Raw genomic sequence first — 25,832 nt, forward strand, 5'->3', positions numbered from 1 at the left:
GGTCGGCGGCGAAACTCGTTCGTGCGGAAGCGAGGCGAGCCGCTACCGTCCCTCCGCCTGACCGCAACGCGGCGAGGGGGAACGGGACATGGACACCGAGCACACACGGACCGGCCGGCTGGGCGTGCTGCTGGAGCAGTTCGACAAGGCCCGGGAGATGGCCGAGGTCCGGCTGACGGGACTCGGCGACGAGGAGTACCTCTGGGAGCCGGCACCCGACTGCTGGTCCCTCCGCCGCCGGAGCGAGGCGGTGACACCGAGAGCGTTCGGACCGGGCGAGTGGGTCCTCGACCTGGGCGCGCCGGACATCCCGGCGAGCGAGTACGCCGAGGTCGCCCGCCAGGCCGCCGACGGCATGACCGTCGACAAGATCGCCGAGGACTGGAGCGTGACCGTCGAACGGGTCGAACAGGTCCTCGCCCACACGGGCGAACCCGAACCGGACTCGACCCCGATCACAACAATCGCGTGGCGCCTGGGCCACCTTCACTTCCAGTTCGCTGGGGCGTGGGAGTGGACGTTCGGCGAGCGACGCCGGGACCCCAAGCGGATGGTCGACTTCAGCCCCTCCGCGTCCCTGACCCTGGACGGCCTCTGGCCGGTGATCGACCGCTGGCGGGCAGCCGTAGCCACGGTGACGGAGGACCAGTCGGACGTGGTCGGCTTCTCCCAATACCCGTACGGCTCCGACCCCGACGACCCGTACATAGCCGTCGTGGCGGGAGCCAACCTGGAGTTCATCCACCACATGGCGGAGATCGCACTGCTGCGGGACCTGTGGCGTGCGAGGTCGTGATGAGGTGAGTCAGCTACCGGGCTGAGCGCTCCAAGCCCGCCGGAGAGCCGCCTGCACACCTTCCCCGAGAACCGCACGGGTCGTCATCCCGCCCGGCAGAGTGGGCAGTTCGGCCCAATGGGTCACGGTCTCGGCACTGCCGAGCCCATAGACCAGCCGGACGACCCCGTCGGAGTCGACGAAGCAGTCCCGGTGCTCCGCCCCGTCCGCGCCGAAGTGCAGAGAGGCGAAGTACATGGGCCGCACCAGCCAGAATTCCTCACCCAGAGCGACACCGCCCTCGGCGTCACCGTCCGCACTGTCCGCCGGATACTGCCCGGTGATCGCGGCTGCCACAGGCGTACCGCTCGAAGGCAGCGCGTCCCGCGCGTCGACCCATGTCACCGGCGTGCTCAGGCTTGTCATCTCCATGCGGAGCAAGACGACTTGGCGCCTGGGAAGGTTGCCCGAGCCGCTCGGACGGCAGACAGGCAGACAGGCAGATATTGGAGGCCGTGGCGGGAATCGAACCCGCGTAACTCGCTTTGCAGGTTTGTCTGTGATGGTCAGGGAATGTTTCGTACTCGTTCGCACGCGTTCAGACCGGTGCGCAGATGGCGATCGGCGGACGCGATGAACGGCTCTGGATGGTTGCGTACGGGGATGAATGAGACGGAAACTGAGACGGCCAGCGCTGCCTTCGCTCGCCGGCCAGTACATGCGCATCTTGCCGCGCACAGCGGCCCGACTCTAGATACTGGCTGGTCAAGCGGCTGATGGAGAGCCCCTTTGGGGGAGACGACGCCGAGACCATGTCCTCACCTGTGCTGCAACGGATACCATGCCGAGGCGGACGGCCGGGTCCGACCAAGATCGCGAAAGGGAAGGAGCCACGTGAACAAGCCGGAACTGGCCAGCGACGTCATGACGGTGGTAGTTCTGGGCGAGTTTGACCCGCTCCTTGTCACGCCACGTTGGCTACGTCAGATGGACCTGATCGGCCCCGAAGACTATGAGTCTTATGTAATTGAACTTATCAGCCCTAGTGTGACTGCCGTCAGTTTCGGCTCGATTCAGCTCAAAGTGACGCCTGAGAACCTTGAGATCACTACTGAAGCTGTTAACGATGTCGAGGCGGCTAGGGATTTGGCTGCCGGGATCTTGTTGTCAGGGGGGACTTCGAAGATCAGTGCAATGGGTGTCAATCGTTTGGTGCATTTCTCGGTAACGTTCGATGAGTGGCATGCCATCGGTGATGCCCTAGCGCCCAAGGATGTGTGGAGCGAGGTGCTGCACTTGCCTGGAATGCAGAACCTCGGTATCTGTGGCGCACGGAACGACGGATACAGCGGTGCTGTCAACGTTCAGGTCCAACCCTCAGTCGTGGTGCAGACTGGCGTGTTCGTCTCCGTCAACGATCACTACACCCTCACACAGGCACGGGTTCCTACTCGTCGTACGATGCCAACGTCCTCTGAGCAGACCAATCTAGATCGGTCTGCCGACAAGATTGCCGTCGCCGCTAAAATCCTGACTGAAAGATTTAGCGCTTCCCGACTCCGTGCTCAGTCCATTATCGATCGCGTTGCGCTCTCAGGAGCCGTGACGGGGGGACATCAATGAGGACCGCCACGTCATTCATACCGCCGAATCAGGAAAATAGCAGCAGTTCGCTTACCTCGCCTGCTTCTGTGGATTCTCCAGTGCGACTGGTTCCAGATGTAGACGAGCCTCTAAACTCGACTCCCGCAATACAGGCGCCCACTCAGACCGGGCAGCCCCGCGTGCGCACGTCGACCTGGAGTTCACAAACTCCATACATGCGGCCGAGCGTGCTGCGCACTGTTACTGGCTTGGACAAGTGGGAGGGGAAAATCCTCTCTATTGAGGATGGATTGTTCGCTGCGGAGCTGTACCCGATTGATCGCGATGGAATGCCCATAACGGCAGACTTTGATCTAGAATTGCTCGGCTCGGATGCCGCTAGTGCCGTACCGGGTGATGTGTTTTATCTATCAGTGCGTACCGTAAAGTCCCGGAGTGCACGGCCGACTCGAACTGAGAGCCTCCGGCTCCGACGGTTGGGGCGCATCACCCGGAAGGAAATGCAGGACGTGTACGCAAAAGCCGATGCCCTCATGGAGAGCCTTGACCAGCTTTTCGATTGAACCGCCCGCGCCTGATGAGTTCGAGGTCTCGCTTTTCGGGCCAGGCAAGGGAGAGTCGGTGGTTGTGCACCTTGGTGCACGCCGATGGATAGTCGTAGACTCATGCCGTGATCAGCGCACCCGCAAGGTTGCTGCCCTGGACTACCTTCGGGGAATTGGTGTTGATCTCGCGACCGAGGTACTTGCCGTCGTTGCGACTCACGCTCACGATGACCATTTCGATGGAATCGCGGAAATTGTTGAGGCTTGTTCAGCGGCCACTATCGTTACATCGCAAGCCTTGATGAATCGTGAATTCTTTGCGCTTGTCGAGGCCGATCGCGATATTGCCGGAGTCACTGACACGGCCTCCTATAAGGAATATAGGCGCATATTTGAAATTATTCAGCAGCGAAAAAACAAGGCAGGTATTCGCCCTGGTCGTCGCGCCGAAGAAAACAAGGTGCTGCTGGACCTGCCTGCTGTTTGCGCTGTTCCGGCGGCGCGTGTAACTGCCCTGTCGCCCTCAGAGCAAGCTGTCACGCGGTCCCTGGAAGCCCTGGCGGGAAATCACCTGTATGAGATGGGGGAGCGTACTCGCCGCTCGACTTACAATCCTAATGAGGCATCTGTCGCGCTGTGGGCGACCGCAGGCGAGGTGAGTGTGCTGCTTGGTGCGGATATTCTCCGTGGGCCTGCGGGGTGCGGCTGGAAAGCGGTATTGCAGAACTTCAATTTCGCTGAGCCTGCAACCCTTTATAAGGCTGCGCATCACGGCTCTAAGACGTCTCATCATGATGGTTTGTGGGAAAAACTTCTAGCCGACATGCCGGTTGTTTTTATTGCGCCGTTTCGTGGGGGCGGATCAAATGTGCCCAATGATGATGAAATTGCATATTTTCTTAACCGTACAGATAAGGCTTGGATCACTTCTCCGCGCCAACCTACTCCGAACAATGCATTTAGGAGACAGGCCGCCAAGCTTGGCACAATGGCAAAGAATCCCCGAGATCCCTATGGTGTCATTGGCCACCTGCGAGCGCGAACCCCGATGGCCGGAGTTGCTTGGCGCGTTGACAATTTTGCCCCGGCCGCACAACTGAGAGCTCCCTAGGTCTCGTCAGTCGTCGATCTGATCAGTGCGACACTTACTGCATTGAAATCGGGTGTGAGTGAGGGAGACGGAGAGCGAGTGTCGCAGGCAGCGAGCCCGCGGGGGACCTTCCAGCAGATCGCGGACGCATTGAAGACACAGATCGACGACGACCAGGCCATGGCAACGCTGCCCTCGGTCTCGGATCTCATGGACGAGTACGCCGTCTCACGTGGTGTCGTACTCCGTGCGTTCCAAGTGCTTCGGAGGCGTGGGGATGCGGAGCCGGTACCCGGTGAGCGTTGGCGCGTCATCCGGTCGGGAGACGGGATCGATCGGCGCCCGCTTGAGGACCGGATTGCGTCCGTCATCGTGGATGATCGCCTAGAAGTCGGGGCACCCTTCCCTAGCGCATCTGCTCTTGCAACCAGATTCGGAGCCTCGCGCCCGACTGTGACAAAGGCGCTCGACAAACTGGAGGCCGCTGGCGTGCTCGCGAGTGGAGGACAAGGCAAGGTGCGGACCGTCCGCACTGTGCCGAATCGAGAGGAGCGTTCGTAGCTTGTCGGAGCTGACGGAGTGGGCGTATCCCCTGGCTGAGTCCTTGCTGGCTGAGCCGCTGCCGCGTCGCTGGAACCATTGCCTCGGAGTGGCCGAGCGTGCGCGTACGCTCGCGCTCATCCTCGGCGAGGATGCGGAGTTGCTGGAAGCTGCTGCTGTGCTGCACGACATCGGCTACGCGCCTGACCTCGCCAAAACGGGATTCCATCCCCTTGACGGGGCCCGCTACCTGAGGGATGTCGCGGAAGCTGATGCGCGGGTCGTGCACCTTGTCGCCCATCACTCCTGTTCGTGGATGGAAGCGGACGCCCGGGGGCTGCGCGAGGAACTTGAGGCCGAGTTCCCGAGAGAGAGCGCTGAGCTCAACGACGCGCTCTGCTACTGCGACATGAACACGACGCCGGACGGGACGCCCACGAATCCCGTGGACCGCATCAACGAGATCACCGGTCGCTACGGGCCGGACAGCTTGATCGGCACGTTCATCCGTCGCGCCGAACCGGAGATTCTGGCGAGTACGTCGCGCGTGCTCGAACGGGTCGCCGCTGCGAAGCGTCAGCCGATGTAGGGAACCGGGCGGGTCCGGTCCATGGCGTGCTCGATCCGGAGGCGCATCGTGGGGTGGATGTCCAACTTCGACAGGTCCGATGGGTCCACCCATCGGACCTGAGTTGTCTCGTTGCTCGTACGCACCTCGCCGCCGACGGGCCGCGCGCGGAAACAGATGCTGAACTGCTGGCGGATCTCTCCATCGTCGTACTGCATCACGTGACCCGGGTCTGTGTAGATCCCGGACAGGTCGACGACTTCCGCCTTGATCCCGGTCTCTTCCCAGACCTCGCGCACCACGGTGTCGCTGATGGATTCGCCGACGTCGTGCCCGCCACCGGGTAGTGCCCAACGCCCGTTGTCGGACCGCTGGATCATCAGCACTTGGGCCGCGTCGTTCTGCACGAACGCCACGACGGATGGCACCACAGAGTTGGCCGGCGGTGCGTCGGGGTCGTGCAAGTAGTCGATGCGTCCCATGCTCAAGCTCCCGTGAGGTCGTGTTCCGTCACCTGGCGCGCGCCTCCCCAGGTCTGTTCGATGCTATTCGCGTAGGTGTCGAAGAGCCCGCCGCCGGGCATGCGCCGCAGGTGCAGTACGGGGGCCATGTAGGCGCCGATTCCGTAGACGTGGGTGTTCACCAACATCTCGTCATCCGACCGGAAGAGCGAGTTGTACAGCGTCGCGTCGTGCAACCGGAAGTGGATGGCCGGATGGCTCGTGAAGAGCGGGCGGTAGTTCATCAGGGCATTTCGGATCTTGCCGCCCATGATCCGGTGACCTTCGTCTATCCCGCGCTGCTGAACTGCTGGGCAGTCAGGGTCGCCAAGCAAGATCCGGATTTGAGCGGTCTCTTCAGCCTTCGCCTTGAGAAGGTCGATGAACTGGGGATCTTCCGACAGCCACAACCCCGCGTAGACCAGGATGTCCATTCGCAGCCTTGCCCGTCCGTACATCTCGCGCCAGAGCCCCGCAGGCACCATGTGGCGGTGCGGGTAAATGGTGACGATCTCCGCCTTGCTCATGTCCGCAGCGCTTTCGACGGCGCGGGAGTCGTCCCAAAGGGTCGTCACGTTGACCGCCAGGACTGACGCTGTCGCGTACTGGTGTCGCCGATACGGGACCTTCCCCTGCGTGATCCAGCGTTCGACGGTCTTCGCGTTGACGTTGATGGCGTCGGCCAGATCCTGAACCGTCATGCCCTGCGCCAACAGGGCTGACCGCAAGCGCTCGTTGGACATCTGTACTCCTGGTGGGACGTCTAGGGACGTCTTGAAGGTACCTAGACGTCCTTCGGACGTCCACGCATGGGGTAACCAAGTCCCCTGACCTGGGGCGATTCTGATGGTGCGCCAAGAAGTCCTGGCGCAAAGCCAAGAGGTTCCGTCGGTGTACTTGACGGACCCCTATGCAGTACCTGTAAAACAGGTACTGCAACGCGGCGCCCGGAGGAAAGCCCGCAGGGGTGAGTACGAAGACAGCGCTGGTTCCTTGAGAACTCAACAGAGTGCCGACCCAGCCACCTGAACACGGGTGGTCGATGGGTGCGGGTCACCACCCCGACCGACCATGTCGGGCCGGGTGACCTGCCCGGATCCGCCCTGCGGGGCGGTGACTGGCATTGATCGATCTGACATGCGCAGCACGTTCGCGAGGGTTCGTCCTCGCTTCAGCCTCGATGGTCTTCGGGTCGGGTTCGACTCCCGGCCGGGGCACTGCGGTCACACGGCCGCTGGCACGTTCCGAACGCACTGAGGAGATGCAGATGAGCGGCGACAACGGCGGTGCGGTCTTCAACTTCGGCGACGGCGAGATCACCTTTGGTGGCTCGGTCGTGATGGGTGACCAGGTCGGGGTGTCCGGTGGCGTCGTCAACGGCGACGTCGTCATGAGCGCCGGTACCGAGGACCACGGCAGCGAGCAGAACGACTGAACGTCCCGCACCACCGCCCCGATGGTCGCAACGCCGGGTTCGACTCCCGGCGGGGGCACGTGGCCCGCCGCTTCTTGCGGCGCTGGCCTGCTTACCGAGCGCGGCGGCTCCCGGACAAGGACATCCCGCCGCGCCCGGTCTCCTATCCCGACGCAGTCAGGAGCAGTAGCCCATGACCGAGCACGTTTTCGTCTCCGAGACCTCCGGCCCCATCGTGCTGGGCCTGTCGCTGCCGGTCGGCAGCGTTCGCGTGCAGGTGCTCGACAGCCTGACCACCGCCCGTGTGGTCCTGCGTACCGACGACAGCACCGGCCCGGCGGCCGACGCCGTGAACCGGGCCCGTAGCCGGCAGAACGGGCAGGCGTTCGGCATCGAGGTGCCGGAGATGCCCGCCAACGTGATGGTGCAGAGCCGACGCGGCAACCGCTTCGTGCAGAACGTCAGCACGGTCTACGGCTCGATGACCGGCATGACCATCATCAACGGCCGCGTCGTCTCCGGCGGCACGAACGCCATGCAGACCGTGAGCCCGATCGAAGCCACAGTGTGCCTGCCCCCGCACTCCTCCCTCGCGGTCGTCTCTCAGTCCGCCGACGCCGAAGTCTTCGGCTACGTCGACCGGATCGAGTTCCGTTCCGTCTCCGGCGACCTGAACGCCGACGGGGTGCGGGAGCTGCGGGCCAACACCACCTCCGGCGACATCCACGCCGGCCGCATCACCGGGCAGATCACCGCGCAGTCGGTGTCCGGTGACATCGGCATCGACCTGTACGACGGACAGGCCGCCACCCTCGGCACCACGTCCGGGGACATCGAGGTGCAGGCCACCAAAGGCGCCTCCGGGCACGTCAGCGCCCACAGCGTCTCCGGCGACGTCCGCCTGACCGGTGCCCGGCACCTGAGCGTGTCCGCCCACACCGTCTCCGGCCGCGTCCGCAACGGCTGACCATCGCCCGGCACTTCCACCTCGACTTGGAGTCGCCCCGATGGCCGCCACCTTCGCCGCCGTGTTCATCACCCTGTACGTCGCCCACAGCGTGGGGGACCACTGGGTGCAGACCCCGCACCAGTCCGCGCACAAGGGCCGTCCCGGATGGGTCGGCCGCCTCGCGGACGCCCGGCACGTCGCCACCCTGACGCTCACCAAGCTCGCCGCGCTCCTCCCGGCCGCCGCCCTGTTGGGGCTGCACCTGTCGGTGCCCGGCGTCGTCGTCGGCCTCGCGGTCGACGCGGCCTCGCATGGGTGGGCCGACCGCCGTTCCACGCTCGCGTGGCTGGCCCGGGTGATGGGCAAGGGCGAGTTCTACCGGCTGGGTGCCCCGCGCGCCGGCCGTGACGACAACCCGCACATCGGTACCGGCGCCTATGCGCTTGACCAGTCCTTCCACCACCTGTGGCTCCTGGTCGCCGCGCTCATCATCGCCACCGTCTGACCCCCGTTCTTCGCGGGGCGGTCGCTCCCGGACAGGACAACCGACCGCCCCGCGCCCTTCCCGACGTATCCAAGGAGAGACCCCACCATGCGTATGCGCACTTTCGTCGCCGGCCAGGAAGCGCACGGCGACTTCGAGTTCGCGGAACTGGCGCTCGGCATCGACGTCGACCTGTTCCGGGGCCCGCTGGAGTTCGAGACGGACGGCGAGCGTGCCGCCCGCGAGGACGCGGCTCGTGACATCCTCGCCGACCTGCGTGCCGAGGCAATGGTCGGTGACGAGGTCGCCGGCTGGGACGCCCTGTACGCGGACGCGCTGACCCGTACTGTGCCGTTCCTGCGGTCCGCTCGCGCCTCCCGTCCGATGACGGGGGAAGCGGCATGAACACCCCACAGACCCGCAAGCCCCTGACGGGCGCTCAGAAGTTCGTGCTGGGGTGCGCGTTCCTGCCGATGCTTGCCACGGGTGTGGTCGGCGGGATCGGCACGTACAGCAACATCGGACACGCCTACGGCACGGGCACGGCCCTGGGGGCGCTCGCCGCCGGCGAGGGCGCGACCGCCGTTCTGGCCCTGGTTCTGCTGGGACTGACCATGCTGGGTCAGTCCTCCCCGCACATCGTGCGCCTCGGGTTGTGGGCGCTGCCGGCCGCCGCTTCGGTCATGGCCGCGATGGCCGGTCCCGACGCGGGCCGTACCGTCATCTACGCCATCACCCCTATGGGCATGTGCGTCTCTGCCGAGGGCATGGCGTTCCTCGCGCGCCGCATCGTCGTCCACACGGATGGCCGCGACGCGGAGAGCGAGCGCAAGGCCGCCGCCGTCGTGCAGGCCCTCGCCTACCACCGCGCCCGTGCCGCCAACCACCCCGACACCAAGGTTCGTAAGCGGTCCGACCGCAAGTCGTGGCGACTGGCGCGCAAGGTCGGCGTCGGTGACGTGGCCCTCGGGTCAAGGCTGTTGGACGTCCAGCGCGATCGGGTGACGGACGGCGCGGACGCGGCGCTCGCGTCGATGTTCGGTGGCACTGCCCCCGCTCTCGCCCCGGTTTCCGACGTTGTCACGAATGCGGAGGAATCGGCTGGAAGCAGTCGAGAACGGTCTACCTCTGACCTGCTTGTATCGAGCACTCCCACGTTCGTGGTGACGCGGCTTGTGGTGCCCGACCCGGCGCCGGTCGACCTCGGAAAGTCGGGCGTCGGCACGAAGCCGATGCCCGCCGCCGTCCCGGCGGTGAAGCCGGTGCCGATCGCCCCGGCGCCCTCCCGCTCGGTCCCGGCCGCGTCGACCGCGCCGCGTCGGGCGACGGGCCGTGTCCCGGTCGCCGCCAAGTCCCCCCGCACCCGCCGCACTACCGAACAGCTCATGGCGCAAGCACGCAAGGCTACGGCCGGTCTGACGGATGCTCAGGTGACCGGGGAGGGCATCCGTCGGGCCCTGCGCACCTCGCCCGCCAACGCCCGCATGCTGCGTGACGCTCTGCTCGCCGAACGCGCCGGGATGGTGACGCCGTGAGTACCCTCGCCGCGCTCTTACCGGCCGTGCCCGCCGTCGGGTGGGCGGTCCATGCCCGGTGGCTGCACAGCCGGTTGACCACCGCCCGCCGCGACCCGCTCACCGGGTTGTGGACGCGGGACGCGTTCACCCGGCGGGCCCGCCGCCTGCTGCGCGACCCGCGCGCCGTGGTGGTGCTGGCGGACGTCGACCACTTCAAGCAGATCAACGACACCCACGGGCATGCGGCCGGTGACGCGCTGCTCGCCACGATCGCCGGCCGCCTCGCACACGGCACCACCCCGCGCGGTGTCGTGGGACGGCTGGGTGGGGACGAATTCGCCGCCGTCGTCATCGACCGCGACGCCACGATGCCCGACCGGCTGCACACCCTCGCCCGCGTTCTCGCCCGGCCGGTCGACACCGCCCCCGACGTGCACACCACGGTCTCGCTGGGGTGGGTACGCGCGGCCGACCACCCCGGCGAGGACCTGTCCGCACTGCTGCGCCGTGCCGATGAAGCCATGTACGCGGCCAAGCGGTCGGGGCGGTCTGGTCCTCGCCGGGCGCGTCTCGGGCGGTTGCTCGGGTCGGTGGCCGGACGTCGTCCCGGACGGCGCGGCGCGGCATGAGCACGCTGCCGGTCTTCCGGTGGCACCTCGCCCCGGACGGCTACGCCACCCGCCGCCAACTGCGGGCCCGTGACCTGCGCCCCGGTGGACAGGACGTCGCCGCCCAGCTCGAACGCCCCCGGCGACGGGGCCGCCCGCCGCTTGTCGCCTACCTGTACCGCGTCGACCTCGCCCAACCGGTCCGGCCGATGACGGCGGGCCGGTGGCGGGCCCATGCCGCGATGATGCGCGCCCGCCGCACCTGCCCCGAGTGCCACCGGGACGCCGGATACGTCATCCCGTCCACCCTCGGCATGTGCGTGACCTGCGCCTATCCCGAAGAACAGCGCGCCGCCGCCTGACTCCAAGGAAAGCAACAGGCTGTGTCAAGGGGTGAAGCAGCTCATAGAGAGGGTCATTCATCCGGCGCTCCGCACGGCAAACCGTGGTGCCGAAAGTGGTGCAAGTCCGGGCGAACAAGCGCCAGATCCACTAGTGGAGTTTCTGAATGACCCCCGAAATGAGCCCCGTTCGCTCTAGCGATGCCGACCGAGGCACAGCCAGAGTCCTGCACGAGCCCCACCGCGCAAGGCGAACACCCTGTTCGCCCTGTTGCGGTGCCACTGGCTCGATCCTCTGAATCCCGGGTCCGGCCGTCCGCCTCCTACAGCAAGCCGGCCGGACCCTTCGACTCCCGAAGGAGTACGTACATCGTGACCGAGACCACCACCTCCACGCCCACCGGGGACCCGGAAGGCACCGAACAGCCGACGGCCGCCGTGCTGCCGTTCCCGCTCAGGAAGAAGACCGACCCAGACTCGGCCGCCCCGAGCGAGGGCACGGTCAAGCCGGGGGAGTGGGAGGCCGAACTCCCCGACACCGACGACCCCGAGGCCGAAGGATTGACCGAGGGGGCGCCGGCCGACCCGCCCCGCGAGGTCTACCCGCCCTCGGTCGCGGAATGGATGGAAGCCAAGGACAAGGCCCGCATGCCGGTGCTGCCGGACTGGGTGAAGCTCCCCGACCAGCGAACTGCCGTCCGCAAGTGGGCCGTTCGCCACTACTCGGCTGTGATCGGCTACCACGCCGTACGCCTGCCGTGCATCTACACGCCGAAGGTGCTGTGGTACTCGCCGCGCGGGGCGTGGCGCTGGTCGGCCGCGATCGGCCGGTGGGTGTTCGACGCAGAAGGCAAGTCGCTGCGTCTGCACTCCGTGGCCAACGAGGACGCTGCCGAGTACCTGAAGCTGTCGCGGCAGCGCAACGACCGCGTCCGCCTGCGCGGGATCGTCGCGACCGTCGCCGGGATCGTCGGCCTCGCCGCCACGCTGACCCTGTTCGTCATGGCGCCGTCCTGGCTGCTGCTGCTCGCCCTGGCCACGTTCACGACCACCCTGGGTGCGGTCGGGGCGCCGGCGGACCGACCGCTCATCGACCTCGCCAAGGTGACGTTCCGCAAGCGCAAGCTGTCGTCGGACATCGTCATCCGTGCGCACGAGGTCGCGGGGCTGACGGAAAAGGATCAGTCCATCGCGTTCCCGAGGCCGATCGGCCGGGACGGGGACGGCTGGCGCGTGATCGTGGATCTGCCGTACGGCAAGCACTTCCAAGACGCGCTCAAGGCTCACGGCCGGCTCGCGTCCGGTCTGGACATCGCCCCCACTCAACTCTTCCTGGACAAGGACGAGACGAGCAACCGGCGTATCTCGTACTGGATCGCCGACCGCGACCCGCTCGCCGTGCCGTCGGGCAAGTCTCCCCTGTTGGGGGCGACGCGGGTGGACTTCTGGAAGCCGTTCCCGTGGGGCGTGGACGAGCGCGGCAACGCGGTCATGGCCACCATGTTGTGGCTGTCGTTGCTGGTCGGGGCTGTGCCGCGTCAGGGCAAGACGTTCTCTGCCCGCACGATCGCGCTCGCCGCCGCGTTGGACCCGTACGTCAGGTTGTACGTGTTCGACGGGAAGGCGTCGCCGGACTGGCGCAAGTTCGCGCTGGTCGCGCACCGCATCGGGTTCGGCATCGTGCCGAAGAACGGCATCGACCCGGTGGGGCATCTGCTCACGTCGCTGCGGGAGTTGAAGGCGGACGTTGAGGACCGCTACCACCGGTTGTCCGAACTGCCGCTGCACGTCTGCCCGGAGGGCAAGCTCACCCCGGAGATCAGCCGGGACAAGAAGCTGAACATGCCCCTGACCCTGTTCGTGGTGGACGAGGTTCAGGAGTACCTGACCCACCCCGAGCACGGCAAGGAGATCCTGTCCCTGATGGTCTACCTCGCCCGGGTCGCCCCGGCGGTCGGGGTGAGCGTGATGACGTCGACGCAGAAGCCGGACGACAAGGCGTGCCCCTCGGAGCTGCGCGATCAGCACCAAGCCCGGTTCGCCCTGCGGGTCGGCGCCTACCAGGTCTCCGACGTCATCCTCGGCGCCGGGTCCTATGGCGAGGGTCTGGACGCGTCCAAGCTGCTCAAGTCCCACAAGGGCGTCGGTCTGCTCAAGGGCATGTCCGACGACTCCGGGATCGTGCGCACCTACCTCGCCGACGGCCGCGACGCCGAACGCATCCTGACCCGCGCGGCTGCACTGCGGGAGGCGGAAGGCACGCTGTCCGGCGACGCGGCGGGCGAGGCTCCGGCACCGGAGGTGTCCGCCACGGTCCTGGACGACGTGGCGGCCGTGCTGGGCAAGGGCGAGGCCAAGGTGTGGTCGGAGACCATCGTGGACCGCCTCGCCGACCTGCGCCCCGACGTCTACGGTCCGTGGGCCGAACTGGACGCCAAGCCCAAGGCCGAAGCGCTCACCGCGGCGCTCAAGCCGTTCGGCGTCGGCACCGACCAGATCGCCCGCCGCATCGACGGCAAGACCGTCAACAAGCGCGGCATCAAGCGCGACGACCTCGCCGCAGCGATTACTCAGCGCAACGAAAATCGGGACGCCGGATAGCCCCGCAGGGTCGCTAGCGCTAGCGGTGACCGTCGCTAGCGCTAGCGACCCTGCTAGCGACCCAAACCAGGCCTGATCAGCTAGCTAGCGGCTAGCGGCCGACCTGCGGAAACCCTCAAAACCACCCTGAGAGGCCCTGTGATGAGCCTTCCCCTGCTCGCTATCGCCTGCCTACTCGTCGTCACGTTGTGTTACAGCGTCAAGTGCTGGCTGAGCCCGTTCGGAGACTGCCGCAAGTGCCACGGCATGGGCCACGACCTGAAGACCAACCGCAAGGGACACGTCAAGCGCGGCAAGGACTGCCGCCGCTGCGACGCGACCGGCAAGCGCATACGCGTCGGCCGCTGGATCTACAACCGCGCCGCGCGCACCTACCGCGCCGGCACCCGCTGACCCGCTCGGAGACACCCGTGACGCTCACCATCCCGCTCATCCTCTTGCTCGCCGTCGTGGTCGGCCTGTTGCTGCGCTTCCGCGCGGTCGGCGCCGGCGCGGCCGTCGTCGTCGCGCTCTTCGGCTTCTACCTCGCCCACACCGGCGCGGCCGACACCGTCAACCAGCTCGTCACCGCCGTCACCGACGCCGTGCCCGGCATCGGCCGCTGACCCGAAGGGAGATCTCCACCGTGAACGAACCGACCGCGTACGGCCGCCCGGCCCGGTACGAGACGGCCGCCGTCGAAGTCCACACCCCCACCCCGATCGTCCCCGCCCACACCGCCCCGCTCATGCCCGTGCAGCCGGGCACCATCCCGGCCGTGACGAGCATCGTCCTTCCCGACGGCCGCGTCGTCACCGGCTACGCCATGGAGCCCGCCAAGCCCGAACCGGTCGCCGCCAAGCCGCCCGTCTCACGCGCGGCGGTGAACGTCGCCCTCGGGGGCGTCGGGTTCCTCGCCGTGTGCGGCGGACTGCTCATGCTCACCGCGTTCATCACCGCCCTGACCGCCCTGATCACCCAACTCGTCATCCTCGCCGCCGTCATCTTCGGCGGCTGGATCGCCGTGCAGGTGTTCAGCGCGAGCGGCCACCACGGCGGAACCACGGTCAACATCCGCAAGGCCGTCATCAAGCGCAACAAGTTCTACGGCTGACAAGGGAGACCAACACCCGTGAACCGACTGCGCATTCAGGTCGCCCACTGGCCCCGCCGGGCCCTGGTCCTGACCGACACGCCCCGCCCCGACTGCTCCAACTGCGGGGGATTCGGCGGCATCGAGCACCCGTACGGCGATGACAACGGCGAGTACGCCGGTGACGAGTGGGAGCCGTGCGAGTGCTGGAACGAGTCCCGGCGCTGGGTCCTGATGCCCCTGCCGCGCCGGCCCCGGTGGCTGCGTCGCCGCGCGACCGGCCGTGACCCGTGGGGACCCGGCGGCTACAGCGACGAGCCGCCTTTCTAGCTCTGCCCGTGGGCGGCGGCTCCCGGACAAGGACAGCCCACCGCCCACGGTCTCCAGTCCCGACGAAACAGAATCAGGAGACCTACAGCATGGCCCAACTGAACGTTTTCGGCGAGAGCCCCTTGGCTCCAGCCACCCGATCGTGGGGACTGTCCCGGCCGCGCCTGCTGGACCTGTTCTCGTGCGCTGGCGGCGCTGGCAAGGGGTACGAGGATGCCGGGTTCGCCGTGGACGGCTGCGACACCGCCGACCGCCCGAACTATCCCTTCCCCTACCACCGGGGCGACGCGCTCACCTACCTCGCCCACCTGATCGCGACCGAGGAGATCCACCGGTACGCGTTCGTGCACGCCTCCCCGCCCTGCCAGGACAAGTGCACGCTCACCGTGGGCACCAACGCCTCCCAGGGATGGGGCGGCACCCACGTCGATCTGGTCGCCCCGACCCGCGCGCTGCTTGAACTCACCGGACTGCCGTACGTCATCGAGCAGCCCAACGGGCGCGCGGAGATCCGCAAAGACCTCACCCTGTGCGGCGAGATGTTCGGTCTCGGGGTCATCCGGCACCGCAACTTCGAGTTGGGCCGCTGGACCGTCGTGCAGCCGGCGCACGTGCAGCACCGGGGCCGCGTACGCGGCTGGCGGCACGGCGCCTACTTCGACGGCCCCTACGTCGCCGCGTACGGCAACGGCGGCGGCAAGCCCACCGTGCCGGAGCTTCAGGCCGCGATGGGCATCACGTGGACCGACGTCCGCGAGGAACTGACCGAGGCCATCCCGCCCGCCTACAGCGAGTTCATCGGCCGCGCGTTCCTCGCCGGCGTGGGGACGCTGGGGGCGGTCGCATGAGCACCGTGATCGCCCACCTGCGGACCGCGCTGTACCTCGCCGCGTTCGGCGTGCCGGTGCTGCCGCTGCGGGAGGGGAAGGTGCCGTTCGGCAACTGCCGTGCGTGCGTGGGGAACGCGTGCGGCGGGCGGCCGAACATGAAGCGCGCCGGCGCCTGCCACTGCCCCGCGCCGTGCCACGCGTGGGCCGCCGCCACAATCGACCCCGCCGTTGTGACCTCGCCGTTGTGGACGGCGGCTTGGGAGCGGGCCGTCTGTGTCGGCTACCACCCCGGCGGGGCCGGGCTGACCGTGGTCGACCTCGACAACACGGCCGCCGTCGCGTGGGCCCGCGAGACCCTGCCCGTGACCCGGGTCGTGCCGACGACGCGCGGGCAGCACTGGATCTACCGGGGCGTCATGCCCTCGCACAACGCGGTCCGGCCCGGCGTCGACATCAAGTCCCTGATGTCCTACGCCCGTTGGCTGGGACCCGGAACCGGACCCGTGACGGCCCTGCCGGACGCCGTGCGCGCCCTGGTCGTAAAGGAAGACACCACCCCGCCGCCGCGTGGGGTGGCCTCTTCTCTCCCCGTCCGCGCCACGTGGTCGCGGGAGGTGGCCACCGGGTGCCGCCACACCGAGAGTTACGTTCGCACCGGCCTTGACCGTGGCCTCGCCCTGGTACGGGCCCGCACCGAATCCGGTGCCGGGTCCCAGGCGTTCGGCGTCGCCCGGTTCCTGGCCGCACAGCACATCGCCTGCCCGGGACCGTGCGGACTCGCGGCGATCGGTGAGGAGATCGTCACCGCCGCCGTCTCCGTGGGCGTCCCGGAGCGGTACGCGCGCCGCGCGGTCACCAACGGCCTTGAGACGGCTGTCGAGCGCGTGGCATGAATAAAGCATCACGAACCCCCATGAAAGGCCGTCAGGGCGCCGTACAGGGCCCGCCACGGCCGCGCGTGGGCGAACCGGGGGTCGCCGCCCGCAAGGGCGTCCTTTCTGCCGTTGGTTCTGACCCGCACACGGTCACCGTCACCGGCATCACCCCGGGTCTCCAAGTCCAGTTGGAGGGCGTCCCCGTCGCGGACTGGCTGTGCGCCTGCGGGCAGCACGAACGCGCCCGGGGACATGCCGCCGTCGCCAGGCTCACCGCCCGCGTCATCGTCGGGATCTGCCGCCACACCACCACCGCCGAAGGGAGGGCCGCCTCATGACTCCACAGCCTGTGGACAGCCCCGACCTGTGGGCCGGACTGCCCACCCTGGAAGACCCGCCCGGCGAGGACGACACGGCCCCGGACGTGTGGGAGGACCCCATCCCCCTCACCGGCCGCCGCGAGCGACCCGCGTTCCCCGCCCACGTCTTCCCCACATGGCTGGGGGAGTTCGTGGCGGCCGTCGCGGAGGAGACCCAGACCCCGGCGGACCTCGCCGGATCGATCGCCCTCGCCGTGCTCGCCACGGCCGCCGGCGGCCGGTCCGTGGTTCACGTACGGGGCAACTGGCGCGAGCCCACCAACCTCTACACCGTGGTCGCGCTCCCGCCCGGCAACCGCAAGACCGCCGTCTTCTCCCTCCTGACCAACCCCCTGTACGAGGCGGAGAAGCAGCTCAAAGCGGCCATGAAGCCCATGATCGTGGAAGCGGAGCTGACGGCGCGGCTGGCCAAGGAAGCGGCGGAGAAGGCCACCGCGCGGGCCGCGTCCGCCGACGGCGACAAGCGCGACGAGATGGTGGCCACCGCCGTCGGACTCGCGCAGACCGCCGACACCCTCACCGTGCCGGCCGAACCCCTCCTGCTGGCGGACGACTGCACACCCGAGACGGTCACCTCGCTCATCGCGGAACAGGGCGGCCGGCTGTCGGTGATGAGTGACGAGGGCGGGATCTTCGACATCATCGCCGGCCGCTACTCCGGCAGTCCCAACATGGAGGTCTTCCTCAAAGGCCACGCCGGGGGCCGTCTGAGGGTGAACCGGCAGACCAGGCGTGAGTACGTCGACGCCCCCGCCCTGACCATGGGCCTGGCCGTGCAGCCCGACGTGCTGGTGGACATGGGGAAGATCAAGGGCGGGAAGGGACGCGGACTGTTGGGCCGCTTCCTGTACTCACTGCCGGTGTCGACGGTCGGTGACCGCAAGGTCATCACCGACCCCGTCCCCGAGCAGACAGCCGCCACCTACACCGCCCGGGTCATCGACCTCACCCTGTCCCTCGCGGGATGGACCGACCCGGCGCTCATCCAGCTCACCCCCGAGGCGGACGCGGCCCTGATCACCTATCAAGAACGGGTCGAACCGTGGCTCAAGACGCGCGGCGGGCGGCTGGGCCACATCACCGACTGGGCCGGAAAACTCGCCGGAGCGACCGCCCGCATGGCCGCGCTGCTGCACCTCGCCGAACACGGCGGCAACGGCTACGCCCACCCCGTGACCGAGGCCACCATGAACGCGGCCATCGAACTGGGGGAGTACTACACCGCCCACGCCCTCGCCGTGTTCGACGCCATGGGCGCCGACCCGGTCGTCGGCCGTGCCCGCAGCGTGCTGGAAGCGCTGAGGGACAACGGGTGGGAGGACGTCAGCCGACGGGACCTCTTCAGCGCCCTGTCCCGCAGCGAGGTCCCCACCGTCGCCGACCTCGAACCGGCCGTTGCGTTGCTGGAAGAGCACGGATACGTGCGCTCCTACCAACCCGAGAAGACCGGCAAGCGCGGACGGCCCCCGGCGCCCCGCCTCTTGGCCCACCCCGCCCTCCGCCATCGCGGCCGGTGACCTGCCCTCGCCCTCAACCCCTCCCGCACAAACCGCAAAATCCGCAGAAAAGCCGAGACACCCCGCTGACCTGCGACGGGACCCCTGCTCCATCCCGACCGGGGCCCGTCGCACAATCCCGCGATATTCCGCAAAAAACCGAGCACCACCCCACCGGCCGGGGACCGGCCGACGGCCGCCCCTGATTTTTGCGGAATATCGCGGATTTCTGCGGAGCACCACCCACCACCACCCACACACCGCAACGCCGCAGGTCAGCGCCCATCTCTGGTATTTCTGCGGATTTTGCGGTTTGTGCGGCGGCACCTGTCCCTGAACCAGCCTCACAGGAGTGAGCCATGGACGAACACGAGCCCCCCGACCTTCCCGCCGACGACGACCCGACCCTCGTCTTCCTCACCGTCAAAGAGGCTGCTCGCCGACTCCGCATCGGCCGGACCACGTGCTTCGGGCTCATCCGTACCGGAGAACTGGAGTCCGTCATGGTCGGTGGACTTCGCCGGGTCCCGGTCGACGCGCCGGCCGAGTACGCGGCCCGTCTCCGCATCGCCCAACGCGCCGCTTGACGACGCCCGGGGCGGCACTCCCGGACAGGACAGCCCGCCGCCCCGGTCTCCATCCCGACACCAAGAAACAGGAGCCTGCCTGTGGCAGAGGACAAGAAGCGCACCCGACAGCCGAACGGCCGAAGCTCGATCTACTTCGGCAACGACGGCAAATGGCACGGCCGCGTCACCGTGGGCGTACGCGACGACGGCACGCCGGACCGCCGCCATGTCGAGCGCAAGACCAAGACCGAGGTAGCGGAGGCTGTCCGAGAACTGGAGAAGCAGCGAGACGCCAAGACCGTGCGGAAGCCCGGCAAGGCGTGGACGGTCAAGGCGTGGCTGACGCACTGGGTTGAGAACGTCGCGCCCCTCGCCGTTAACGACAACACGATGGTTGGGTACCGCGTGGCCGTCCGGAAGCACCTCATTCCCGGCTTGGGTGCTCACCGTCTCGACAGGCTCAAGCCCGAGCACATCGAGGTGTTCTACGCCAAGATGCAGGCCAACGGCAGCAAGCCCGCGACCGCACACCAGGTGCACCGGACCTTCCGGACCGCGCTCAACGAAGCGGTGCGGCGCGGTCATCTTGGCAAGAACCCGGTGCAGTTGGCCAAGGCGCCGAAAACGGGGGATCACGAGGTGGAGCCCTACACCGTCCATGAGGTGCAGCGGCTGTTGAAGGCAGCTGGCCAACACCGCAACTCCGCGCGGTGGGGTGTCGCCCTCGCACTCGGCCTGCGTCAAGGGGAGGTGCTGGGGTTGCAGTGGGTGGACGTGGACCTTGACGGTGGATTCCTCGTGGTCCGTCGTAGTCGCCACCGGCCGCAGTATGCCCACGGGTGCCCCGAGCCCTGCGGACGCAAGGCCGCCGGGTATTGCCCACAGAAGCGACGGATCAACCCGGAGCTGTCCGTTACCAAATCGCGCGCCGGCCGTCGGGCGGTCGGACTTCCCGAACAGCTTGTTGACCTACTCCGGGCTCACCTCAAGGTGCAGGAGGGTGAGAGGGAAGCGGCCGGGAAGCGGTGGGAGGAGAACGGCCTGGTCTTCCCCGATGAGCATGGCCGTAGTCCGTCTCACCGTCGGGACTGGACCGAATGGAAGGATCTCTTGGCTGAGGCGAAAGTGAGGGACGGTCGGCTGCACGACGCGCGCCACACGGCCGCCACGGTCCTACTCATCCTCGGTGTCCCTGAACGGGCCGTCATGGGCCTCATGGGGTGGTCGACAACGGCCATGGCCGCTCGTTATCAGCACATGGTGGACGCCGTGCGGACGGACATCGCGAAGCAAGTGGACGGACTGATCTGGAAGCCCGAGACGGATCGGCCGGACGACGATGGCGGTGGAGCCGTTGGGAAGCTTGTGCCGGCTGGTTAGGGCGGTTGCGGGCCGCAGTTCCTCGTATGAGAGGTGCGGCTCAACCTGCCGAAAACTCGTGCGCATCCGTTCTCCGGCCGCGACATCCTTCCCTTATGGATGAAGGACTTGTGGCGCTAGTGACGGCGGGCGTCGGGCTGGTTGGGGCGCTTGGCGGCGCAGCCATGGGCGGACTGGCTGCGGTCCGTGGGGCGCGTTTGGGAGCGGAGACCACGGCGCGCGCGACGATCGAACAGGTACGGACGCAGGAGCGTGCTCAACACGACCACTGGTTGCGGGATGAGAGGAAGCGTGCGGCGGTCCTCATGCTTGAGGCGTACGACAGGTTCACCATTGCCGCATCCAACGTCACGCGCATGTTCGACCTGGAGATCGAGGCATCACCCGACGTCTGGAGCGCCTATAACGCCAGCATGAACGAGATTCGGAGGGCCTACTTCCCCCTCCGTCTCCTCGGACCCGCTCGGGTGCATCAGGCCGCACGTGGGCTCTGGCAGTTGATCGAGGAGTACCACGAAGGGATTGAGGAGTGGGCCGACGGCATCATGACGGCGACGGACGAAACCAGGGCGGGGTGGGGGACTCGTGAGGAGCAGCAGAGGTACACCCTCGGACGGGCACACAGCGACCTGATTGATGCTGTGAGCGAGTCATTGCAGGGAAATCATTCCGTCCCACGCCCCAACTGAGACGGAAACTGAGACGCACGGCCAAAGGGCGGCACCCCATACGGGGTGCCGCCCTTCCCTTTTGCCTGGTCAGTCATCCAGAGGCCGTGGCGGGAATCGAACCCGCGTAACTCGCTTTGCAGGCGAGTCCCTGAACCACTCGGGCACACGGCCGTGGTTGGTGAGTTGACCGTAGGGCCGGGCGGTGGGGCGGGACAAGGGGGCCGGTCGTGCTGCAACGGGACTGCCATACCGCGTTCATGAATGGTCGGGTGGGGGGGCAGCGGTCGTACGACCAAGGTCTCGGTCGTGGACCGTCTTTCGACAGGGGTCAAGGCGGGGGATGGGCCTTACGCTGGCCCGCATGACCGTCCTCGAACCGCGTGACGCCGATGTCACGGATGCTGCTTCCGACCTGGCCGACGAGTGTCGGGGCGGGGTGCTGGGGCGGTCGTATCGGGCGCTCAGCGTCGGAATCGTGTCCGTTGTGCTGTTGATCGCCTTTGAAGCGACGGCTGTTGGGACGGCCATGCCCGTTGCCGCCCGGGAGCTGGACGGGGTGGCGTTGTACGCGTTCGCGTTCTCCGGGTACTTCACGACCAGTCTGTTCGGGATGGTGTTCGCCGGGCAGTGGTCGGACCGGCGGGGGCCGCTCGGGGCGTTGACCACCGGGATCGGGGCGTTCGCCGCCGGGTTGCTGGTCGCGGGGACCGCCCAGGTCATGTGGGTGTTCATTCTGGGGCGGGCCGTGCAGGGGCTGGGCGGTGGGCTGGTCATCGTCGCTCTGTACGTCGTCATCGGGCGGGCCTATCCGGAGCGGTTGCGGCCCGGCATCGTGGCCGCGTTCGCCGCGAGCTGGGTGGTGCCGTCCGTCGTCGGGCCGCTCGCCGCCGGCGCGGTCACCGAACAGCTGGGCTGGCGTTGGGTGTTCATCGGGATTCCCGTGCTTGTCGTGTTTCCGGTCGCGCTCGCCCTTCCTCAGATACGGCGGCGGGCGGCCGGGCCCGTGGGCGACACCGGTGAGCCGCCCGGCTCCTTCGACCGGCGTCGTATCCGGCTCGCTCTCGGGATCTCGCTCGGTGCCGGGCTCTTTCAGTACGCCGCTCAGGATCTGACGTGGTTCTCGCTGGTCCCGGCCGCCGCGGGTGTCGCGCTGCTCGTGCCGGCCGTGCTCGGGCTGTTGCCGCGCGGTACGTACCGGGCGGCGCGGGGGCTGCCCTCGGTCGTGCTGTTGCGCGGGCTGGGGGCCGGGGCGTTCATCTCGGCCGAGTCCTTCGTGCCGTTGATGCTGGTGACCCAGCGGGGGCTGTCGCCGACGCTGGCCGGGTTCTCGCTCGCGGCGGGCGGCGGGACGTGGGCGCTCGGGTCGTGGGTGCAGGCGCGGGCGCGGGTCGAGCCGTACCGGGAGCGGCTGATGACCTTCGGGATGGTGCTGGTGGCCGGTGCGATCGCCGCCGCTCCGAGCGTCCTCGTCCATACGGTTCCCGTGTGGACCATGGCCGTCGCGTGGGGGTTCGGGTGTTTCGGGATGGGGCTGGTGATGTCCTCCACCAGCGTGCTGCTGCTCCAGCTCTCCGCGCCGGAGGAGGCCGGCACCAACTCGGCCGCGCTGCAGATCTCCGACGGGCTGTCCAATGTCGTGCTGCTGTCCGTCGGCGGGGCCGCGTTCGGTGCGCTGGGCGGGGGCACGGTCGGGCATGTGGTCGGTCCGGTGAGCGGCGGCTCGCATCCGGCCGCGTTCGCCGCCGTGTTCCTGCCGATGGCGGGGGTGGCGTTGGTGGGGGCCTGGGTGACCACGCGGGTGCGGAAGGAATCACGGTGACACCACGTGGTACCGCGCGGTACCGTTGAGGCATGGCTGGACTGAACCTGCGGTTTACGGACGAGGAACTCGATGCCCTGCGCGATCGCGCGGCGGCGGAGGGGCGCAGCATGCAAGCCTTTGCGCACGATGCGGTGATTGCGGCCATAAATGAGCACTCGCGACTGTTCAACGAGGCGGCTGACCATGTGCTGAAGGCCAGCGCCGAGCTGAACCGGAGGCTGGCCTGATGCACTACCTCACGCTTCCCGAGTCGCTGAACCTCGCGAAGCGCCTCGAAGCGGACGAAGTGCGCGACTATGGCCTTCTCGACTCGGCGCTCGTGCGCCCCCAGGCGAGTGTGTTCGGGCAGGACGCCTATCCGGACGTATGGCAGAAAGCCGCCGCACTCATGGAGTCCCTCGCCCGGAACCACGCTCTCGTGGACGGGAACAAGCGCATCGCCTGGTACGCGACGTGGGTCTTCCTGCACATGAACGGACACCCCCTGGACGCGGAATTCGACGTGGACGAGGCGGAGCAGTTCGTGCTGGACGTCTGCCAGGGCGCTCTGGACGTGTCCAAGATCGCTGCTCAGCTGCCGCGTTACGCGCGGCGCTGACCACTCCCGCGATCTGTGACCTCAGTCCCATCCCCACCAGCCCCGGCGTCGTCCGCACGTTGACACCGCCGGCCCGCCGGTAAGGTGGCCCGGTTGTCATACGTGGCCGAAGCTGAACATCGAGCACCGAGCCCGGAGCCCCGAGCCGAAGCTCAAGCCGACGCAGACGCCCTCGCCGAGCCGCCCTACCAACCAAACGGAGACCGTGACTACCACCGCCGCCTCCTCCGCCAACACCCACCACCTCTCCCCGGCCTTCCCCGGCCGCGCCCCCTGGGGCACCGCCAGCAAGCTGCGTGCCTGGCAGCAGGGGGCGATGGAGAGGTATGTCCAGGAGCAGCCGCGGGACTTTCTCGCGGTCGCGACGCCGGGCGCCGGCAAGACGACCTTCGCGCTCACCCTCGCCTCCTGGCTGCTGCACCACCATGTCGTGCAGCAGGTGACCGTGGTCGCGCCGACCGAGCACCTGAAGAAGCAGTGGGCGGAAGCGGCCGCGCGGATAGGGATCAAGCTCGACCCGGAGTACAGCGCCGGGCCGCTCGGCAAGGACTACGACGGGGTCGCCGTCACCTACGCGGGCGTCGGCGTGCGCCCCATGCTGCACCGCAACCGTGTGGAGCAGCGCAAGACCCTCGTCATCCTCGACGAGATCCACCACGCCGGTGACTCGAAGTCGTGGGGCGAGGCGTGCCTGGAGGCGTTCGAGCCCGCCACTCGGCGGCTCGCGCTCACGGGTACGCCCTTCCGGTCCGACACCAACCCCATTCCCTTCGTGACGTACGAAGAAGGGAACGACGGGATCCGGCGGTCCTCCGCCGACTACACCTACGGCTACGGCAACGCGCTCGCCGACCACGTCGTCCGGCCGGTCATCTTCCTCTCCTACAGCGGCAACATGCGCTGGCGGACCAAGGCCGGGGACGAGATCGCCGCGCGGCTCGGCGAACCCATGACCAAGGACGCGATCAGCCAGGCCTGGCGTACGGCGCTGGATCCGCGCGGTGAGTGGATGCCGAGCGTGCTGCGCGCCGCCGACCAGCGGCTGACCGAGGTCAGGAAGGGCATCCCGGACGCGGGCGCCCTCGTCATCGCCTCCGACCAGGACTCCGCGCGCGCCTACGCCAAGCTGATCCGCGAGATCACGGGCAGCAAGGCGACCGTCGTGCTGTCGGACGACACCGGTGCCTCCAAGCGCATCGACGACTTCGCCGCGAGCAACGACCGGTGGATGGTCGCCGTGCGCATGGTGTCGGAGGGCGTCGACGTGCCTCGGCTCGCCGTCGGGGTCTACGCCACCACCATCTCCACGCCCCTCTTCTTCGCCCAGGCCGTCGGGCGTTTCGTGCGGTCACGGCGGCGCGGTGAGACCGCCTCCGTGTTCCTCCCGACCGTCCCCGACCTCCTCACCTTCGCCAACGAGATGGAGGTCGAGCGCGACCACGCCCTCGACAAGCCCAAGAAGGAGGGCGAGGAGGACCCGTACGCCGAGTCCGAGCAGGAGATGGACGAGGCGAACAAGGAGCAGGACGAGGACACCGGCGAGCAGGAGCAGTTCGCCTTCGAGGCGCTGGAGTCCGAGGCCGTCTTCGACCGGGTGCTCTACGACGGCGCCGAGTTCGGCATGCAGGCGCATCCGGGGAGCGAGGAGGAGCAGGACTACCTCGGTATCCCCGGGCTCCTCGAACCCGACCAGGTGCAGCTGCTGCTCCAGAAGCGGCAGGCCCGGCAGATCGCGCACAGCCGCAAGAAGCCGGACGAGGAGGCCGACCTGCTGGAACTGCCCGCCGAGCGGCGGCCGGTCGTCTCCCACAAGGAGATGATGGAGCTGCGGAAGTCGCTCAACACCATGGTCTCCGCGTACGTCCACCAGACCGGCAAACCGCACGGCGTCATCCACACCGAGCTGCGCCGCGCGTGCGGCGGCCCGCCGAGCGCCGAGGCCACGGCGGGGCAGCTGCGGCAGCGCATCGCGAAGGTCCAGGAGTGGGCCACGCGCATGCGGTGACGCTGGCGCTGTGCCTGGCCGTGTTCCGCCGCTCGGATGTCGGCTGCCAGCCGTCTGTGGCTGGTCGCGCCCACGCGGCGGAGCCGCATATCGACACAGCCCCGCGCCCCTTTGGGGCGCTACACGAACCCGTGCATATCAGTCTGAACCGAACCGGTCCGTACCAGGCAGTGCCCGGATTCTGGACGGAGACTTCCGCTCAGCGAACCGGCTTCGCTACTGTCCCGCTACGCACACGCCCCGTGGCAGCGCCGCCGCGGAGCGCAG

31 protein-coding genes and 1 tRNA gene are annotated in these 25,832 nt (G+C 67.9%); 28 read left to right on the forward strand and 4 right to left on the reverse strand.

Features of this window, described 5'->3' with window-relative positions; genetic code table 11:
• Window positions 1-88 precede the first annotated feature (88 nt).
• A complete protein-coding gene (locus ACQHII_RS29655) occupies window positions 89-796 on the forward strand; it encodes a DinB family protein (protein ID WP_427922136.1) in 708 nt (235 codons plus the stop codon).
• 9 nt (window positions 797-805) lie between these two features.
• Here ACQHII_RS29655 and ACQHII_RS29660 read toward each other — a convergent pair whose 3' ends face one another.
• A complete protein-coding gene (locus tag ACQHII_RS29660) occupies window positions 806-1,201 on the reverse strand; it encodes an AQJ64_40280 family protein (protein WP_427922137.1) in 396 nt (131 codons plus the stop codon).
• A 468-nt stretch (window positions 1,202-1,669) separates the two neighbouring features.
• Here ACQHII_RS29660 and ACQHII_RS29665 point away from each other — a divergent pair, with 468 nt between their 5' ends.
• The 4 genes from ACQHII_RS29665 to ACQHII_RS29680 all read left to right on the forward strand — a co-directional run bounded on the left by ACQHII_RS29665 (window position 1,670) and on the right by ACQHII_RS29680 (window position 5,144).
• Window positions 1,670-2,398: a hypothetical protein gene (locus ACQHII_RS29665; protein WP_427922138.1), complete on the forward strand. Its 729-nt coding sequence runs from the start codon at window positions 1,670-1,672 to the stop codon at window positions 2,396-2,398.
• A 525-nt stretch (window positions 2,399-2,923) separates the two neighbouring features.
• Window positions 2,924-4,036, forward strand: coding sequence for an MBL fold metallo-hydrolase (locus ACQHII_RS29670; RefSeq protein WP_427922139.1), 1,113 nt, complete (start codon window positions 2,924-2,926; stop codon window positions 4,034-4,036).
• A gap of 189 nt (window positions 4,037-4,225) precedes the next feature.
• The gene (locus ACQHII_RS29675) at window positions 4,226-4,576 is read left to right on the forward strand and encodes a GntR family transcriptional regulator (RefSeq protein ID WP_427925433.1); all 351 of its coding nucleotides are present in this window, start codon (window positions 4,226-4,228) and stop codon (window positions 4,574-4,576) included.
• A 1-nt stretch (window position 4,577) separates the two neighbouring features.
• A complete protein-coding gene (locus ACQHII_RS29680; RefSeq protein ID WP_427922140.1) occupies window positions 4,578-5,144 on the forward strand; it encodes an HD domain-containing protein in 567 nt (188 codons plus the stop codon).
• Here the strand turns inward: ACQHII_RS29680 and ACQHII_RS29685 are convergent.
• Entirely contained in the window at window positions 5,132-5,605 is a 474-nt protein-coding gene (locus tag ACQHII_RS29685) for an NUDIX domain-containing protein (protein WP_427922141.1), read from the reverse strand. The genes ACQHII_RS29680 and ACQHII_RS29685 overlap by 13 nt on opposite strands.
• Window positions 5,606-5,607: 2 nt before the next feature.
• Window positions 5,608-6,366 (reverse strand): XRE family transcriptional regulator, encoded by a 759-nt coding sequence (locus tag ACQHII_RS29690; protein WP_427922142.1) that lies wholly within the window; start codon window positions 6,364-6,366, stop codon window positions 5,608-5,610.
• A 524-nt stretch (window positions 6,367-6,890) separates the two neighbouring features.
• Between ACQHII_RS29690 and ACQHII_RS29695 the strand changes: the two genes are divergently transcribed.
• The 19 genes from ACQHII_RS29695 (at window position 6,891) to ACQHII_RS29785 (ending at window position 21,158) form a co-directional block, all read left to right on the forward strand.
• Window positions 6,891-7,058 carry a hypothetical protein gene (locus tag ACQHII_RS29695; RefSeq protein ID WP_427922143.1) on the forward strand — a complete coding sequence of 56 codons (168 nt, stop codon included), beginning with the start codon at window positions 6,891-6,893 and terminating at the stop codon, window positions 7,056-7,058.
• A gap of 172 nt (window positions 7,059-7,230) precedes the next feature.
• Window positions 7,231-8,004, forward strand: coding sequence for a DUF4097 family beta strand repeat-containing protein (locus ACQHII_RS29700; RefSeq protein WP_427922144.1), 774 nt, complete (start codon window positions 7,231-7,233; stop codon window positions 8,002-8,004).
• Between the two features lie 40 nt (window positions 8,005-8,044).
• A complete protein-coding gene (locus tag ACQHII_RS29705; RefSeq protein WP_427922145.1) occupies window positions 8,045-8,491 on the forward strand; it encodes a transcriptional regulator in 447 nt (148 codons plus the stop codon).
• Between the two features lie 93 nt (window positions 8,492-8,584).
• Window positions 8,585-8,875, forward strand: coding sequence for a hypothetical protein (locus ACQHII_RS29710; RefSeq protein WP_427925434.1), 291 nt, complete (start codon window positions 8,585-8,587; stop codon window positions 8,873-8,875).
• Window positions 8,872-10,005 carry a conjugal transfer protein gene (locus ACQHII_RS29715; RefSeq protein WP_427922146.1) on the forward strand — a complete coding sequence of 378 codons (1,134 nt, stop codon included), beginning with the start codon at window positions 8,872-8,874 and terminating at the stop codon, window positions 10,003-10,005. Before ACQHII_RS29710 ends, ACQHII_RS29715 begins: the two co-directional genes overlap by 4 nt.
• The gene (locus ACQHII_RS29720; RefSeq protein WP_427922147.1) at window positions 10,002-10,616 is read left to right on the forward strand and encodes a GGDEF domain-containing protein; all 615 of its coding nucleotides are present in this window, start codon (window positions 10,002-10,004) and stop codon (window positions 10,614-10,616) included. Before ACQHII_RS29715 ends, ACQHII_RS29720 begins: the two co-directional genes overlap by 4 nt.
• A complete protein-coding gene (locus ACQHII_RS29725; protein ID WP_427922148.1) occupies window positions 10,613-10,957 on the forward strand; it encodes an RRQRL motif-containing zinc-binding protein in 345 nt (114 codons plus the stop codon). Before ACQHII_RS29720 ends, ACQHII_RS29725 begins: the two co-directional genes overlap by 4 nt.
• A gap of 351 nt (window positions 10,958-11,308) precedes the next feature.
• The gene (locus tag ACQHII_RS29730; RefSeq protein ID WP_427922149.1) at window positions 11,309-13,537 is read left to right on the forward strand and encodes a cell division protein FtsK; all 2,229 of its coding nucleotides are present in this window, start codon (window positions 11,309-11,311) and stop codon (window positions 13,535-13,537) included.
• Between the two features lie 141 nt (window positions 13,538-13,678).
• Entirely contained in the window at window positions 13,679-13,930 is a 252-nt protein-coding gene (locus ACQHII_RS29735; protein WP_427922150.1) for a hypothetical protein, read from the forward strand.
• A 17-nt stretch (window positions 13,931-13,947) separates the two neighbouring features.
• The gene (locus ACQHII_RS29740; RefSeq protein ID WP_427922151.1) at window positions 13,948-14,142 is read left to right on the forward strand and encodes a hypothetical protein; all 195 of its coding nucleotides are present in this window, start codon (window positions 13,948-13,950) and stop codon (window positions 14,140-14,142) included.
• Window positions 14,143-14,162: 20 nt separating this feature from the next.
• Complete coding sequence (locus ACQHII_RS29745; protein ID WP_427922152.1) at window positions 14,163-14,630, forward strand: hypothetical protein; 468 nt, start codon at window positions 14,163-14,165, stop codon at window positions 14,628-14,630.
• Between the two features lie 18 nt (window positions 14,631-14,648).
• Entirely contained in the window at window positions 14,649-14,939 is a 291-nt protein-coding gene (locus ACQHII_RS29750; protein ID WP_427922153.1) for a hypothetical protein, read from the forward strand.
• 89 nt (window positions 14,940-15,028) lie between these two features.
• Entirely contained in the window at window positions 15,029-15,787 is a 759-nt protein-coding gene (locus tag ACQHII_RS29755) for a DNA methylase (protein ID WP_427922154.1), read from the forward strand.
• Entirely contained in the window at window positions 15,784-16,662 is an 879-nt protein-coding gene (locus ACQHII_RS29760) for a bifunctional DNA primase/polymerase (protein ID WP_427922155.1), read from the forward strand. Before ACQHII_RS29755 ends, ACQHII_RS29760 begins: the two co-directional genes overlap by 4 nt.
• Window positions 16,663-16,682: 20 nt before the next feature.
• Window positions 16,683-16,982: a hypothetical protein gene (locus ACQHII_RS29765; RefSeq protein ID WP_427922156.1), complete on the forward strand. Its 300-nt coding sequence runs from the start codon at window positions 16,683-16,685 to the stop codon at window positions 16,980-16,982.
• Window positions 16,979-18,541, forward strand: a complete 1,563-nt coding sequence (locus tag ACQHII_RS29770) for a YfjI family protein (RefSeq protein ID WP_427922157.1) — start codon at window positions 16,979-16,981, stop codon at window positions 18,539-18,541. Before ACQHII_RS29765 ends, ACQHII_RS29770 begins: the two co-directional genes overlap by 4 nt.
• A 338-nt stretch (window positions 18,542-18,879) precedes the next feature.
• Complete coding sequence (locus tag ACQHII_RS29775; RefSeq protein ID WP_427922158.1) at window positions 18,880-19,107, forward strand: excisionase family DNA-binding protein; 228 nt, start codon at window positions 18,880-18,882, stop codon at window positions 19,105-19,107.
• A gap of 81 nt (window positions 19,108-19,188) precedes the next feature.
• Window positions 19,189-20,469, forward strand: coding sequence for a tyrosine-type recombinase/integrase (locus ACQHII_RS29780; protein ID WP_427922159.1), 1,281 nt, complete (start codon window positions 19,189-19,191; stop codon window positions 20,467-20,469).
• A gap of 95 nt (window positions 20,470-20,564) precedes the next feature.
• The gene (locus ACQHII_RS29785; protein ID WP_427922160.1) at window positions 20,565-21,158 is read left to right on the forward strand and encodes a hypothetical protein; all 594 of its coding nucleotides are present in this window, start codon (window positions 20,565-20,567) and stop codon (window positions 21,156-21,158) included.
• 81 nt (window positions 21,159-21,239) lie between these two features.
• Here ACQHII_RS29785 and ACQHII_RS29790 read toward each other — a convergent pair.
• Window positions 21,240-21,311 (reverse strand) — tRNA-Cys (locus tag ACQHII_RS29790).
• Window positions 21,312-21,501: 190 nt separating this feature from the next.
• On the opposite strand from ACQHII_RS29790, the gene ACQHII_RS29795 reads away from it, so the two are divergent.
• From ACQHII_RS29795 to ACQHII_RS29810, 4 genes are all read left to right on the forward strand, one after another.
• The gene (locus ACQHII_RS29795) at window positions 21,502-22,959 is read left to right on the forward strand and encodes an MFS transporter (RefSeq protein ID WP_427922161.1); all 1,458 of its coding nucleotides are present in this window, start codon (window positions 21,502-21,504) and stop codon (window positions 22,957-22,959) included.
• Between the two features lie 32 nt (window positions 22,960-22,991).
• Window positions 22,992-23,189, forward strand: coding sequence for a hypothetical protein (locus ACQHII_RS29800; RefSeq protein ID WP_093627198.1), 198 nt, complete (start codon window positions 22,992-22,994; stop codon window positions 23,187-23,189).
• Complete coding sequence (locus tag ACQHII_RS29805; protein ID WP_427922162.1) at window positions 23,189-23,560, forward strand: type II toxin-antitoxin system death-on-curing family toxin; 372 nt, start codon at window positions 23,189-23,191, stop codon at window positions 23,558-23,560. The genes ACQHII_RS29800 and ACQHII_RS29805 overlap by 1 nt, the downstream gene beginning before the upstream one ends.
• Window positions 23,561-23,765: 205 nt before the next feature.
• Entirely contained in the window at window positions 23,766-25,565 is a 1,800-nt protein-coding gene (locus tag ACQHII_RS29810) for a DEAD/DEAH box helicase (RefSeq protein ID WP_427922163.1), read from the forward strand.
• Window positions 25,566-25,832: the final 267 nt, after the last annotated feature.

This window comes from Streptomyces sp. cg40, from assembly GCF_050320165.1.
In the GTDB taxonomy this organism is placed as follows: domain Bacteria; phylum Actinomycetota; class Actinomycetes; order Streptomycetales; family Streptomycetaceae; genus Streptomyces; species Streptomyces hokutonensis.

Excerpts from the sequence above, each read along its gene's own strand:
- ACQHII_RS29655 (WP_427922136.1), top strand. The coding sequence starts at position 89 with ATGGACACCGAGCACACACGGACCGGCCGGCTGGGCGTGCTGCTGGAG.
- ACQHII_RS29660 (WP_427922137.1), bottom strand. The coding sequence starts at position 1,201 with ATGACAAGCCTGAGCACGCCGGTGACATGGGTCGACGCGCGGGACGCG.
- ACQHII_RS29675 (WP_427925433.1), top strand. The coding sequence starts at position 4,226 with ATGGACGAGTACGCCGTCTCACGTGGTGTCGTACTCCGTGCGTTCCAA.
- ACQHII_RS29685 (WP_427922141.1), bottom strand. The coding sequence starts at position 5,605 with ATGGGACGCATCGACTACTTGCACGACCCCGACGCACCGCCGGCCAAC.
- ACQHII_RS29690 (WP_427922142.1), bottom strand. The coding sequence starts at position 6,366 with ATGTCCAACGAGCGCTTGCGGTCAGCCCTGTTGGCGCAGGGCATGACG.
- ACQHII_RS29695 (WP_427922143.1), top strand. The coding sequence starts at position 6,891 with ATGAGCGGCGACAACGGCGGTGCGGTCTTCAACTTCGGCGACGGCGAG.
- ACQHII_RS29700 (WP_427922144.1), top strand. The coding sequence starts at position 7,231 with ATGACCGAGCACGTTTTCGTCTCCGAGACCTCCGGCCCCATCGTGCTG.
- ACQHII_RS29705 (WP_427922145.1), top strand. The coding sequence starts at position 8,045 with ATGGCCGCCACCTTCGCCGCCGTGTTCATCACCCTGTACGTCGCCCAC.
- ACQHII_RS29710 (WP_427925434.1), top strand. The coding sequence starts at position 8,585 with ATGCGCACTTTCGTCGCCGGCCAGGAAGCGCACGGCGACTTCGAGTTC.
- ACQHII_RS29715 (WP_427922146.1), top strand. The coding sequence starts at position 8,872 with ATGAACACCCCACAGACCCGCAAGCCCCTGACGGGCGCTCAGAAGTTC.
- ACQHII_RS29725 (WP_427922148.1), top strand. The coding sequence starts at position 10,613 with ATGAGCACGCTGCCGGTCTTCCGGTGGCACCTCGCCCCGGACGGCTAC.
- ACQHII_RS29735 (WP_427922150.1), top strand. The coding sequence starts at position 13,679 with ATGAGCCTTCCCCTGCTCGCTATCGCCTGCCTACTCGTCGTCACGTTG.
- ACQHII_RS29755 (WP_427922154.1), top strand. The coding sequence starts at position 15,029 with ATGGCCCAACTGAACGTTTTCGGCGAGAGCCCCTTGGCTCCAGCCACC.
- ACQHII_RS29760 (WP_427922155.1), top strand. The coding sequence starts at position 15,784 with ATGAGCACCGTGATCGCCCACCTGCGGACCGCGCTGTACCTCGCCGCG.
- ACQHII_RS29765 (WP_427922156.1), top strand. The coding sequence starts at position 16,683 with ATGAAAGGCCGTCAGGGCGCCGTACAGGGCCCGCCACGGCCGCGCGTG.
- ACQHII_RS29770 (WP_427922157.1), top strand. The coding sequence starts at position 16,979 with ATGACTCCACAGCCTGTGGACAGCCCCGACCTGTGGGCCGGACTGCCC.
- ACQHII_RS29775 (WP_427922158.1), top strand. The coding sequence starts at position 18,880 with ATGGACGAACACGAGCCCCCCGACCTTCCCGCCGACGACGACCCGACC.
- ACQHII_RS29785 (WP_427922160.1), top strand. The coding sequence starts at position 20,565 with ATGGATGAAGGACTTGTGGCGCTAGTGACGGCGGGCGTCGGGCTGGTT.
- ACQHII_RS29795 (WP_427922161.1), top strand. The coding sequence starts at position 21,502 with ATGACCGTCCTCGAACCGCGTGACGCCGATGTCACGGATGCTGCTTCC.
- ACQHII_RS29800 (WP_093627198.1), top strand. The coding sequence starts at position 22,992 with ATGGCTGGACTGAACCTGCGGTTTACGGACGAGGAACTCGATGCCCTG.
- ACQHII_RS29805 (WP_427922162.1), top strand. The coding sequence starts at position 23,189 with ATGCACTACCTCACGCTTCCCGAGTCGCTGAACCTCGCGAAGCGCCTC.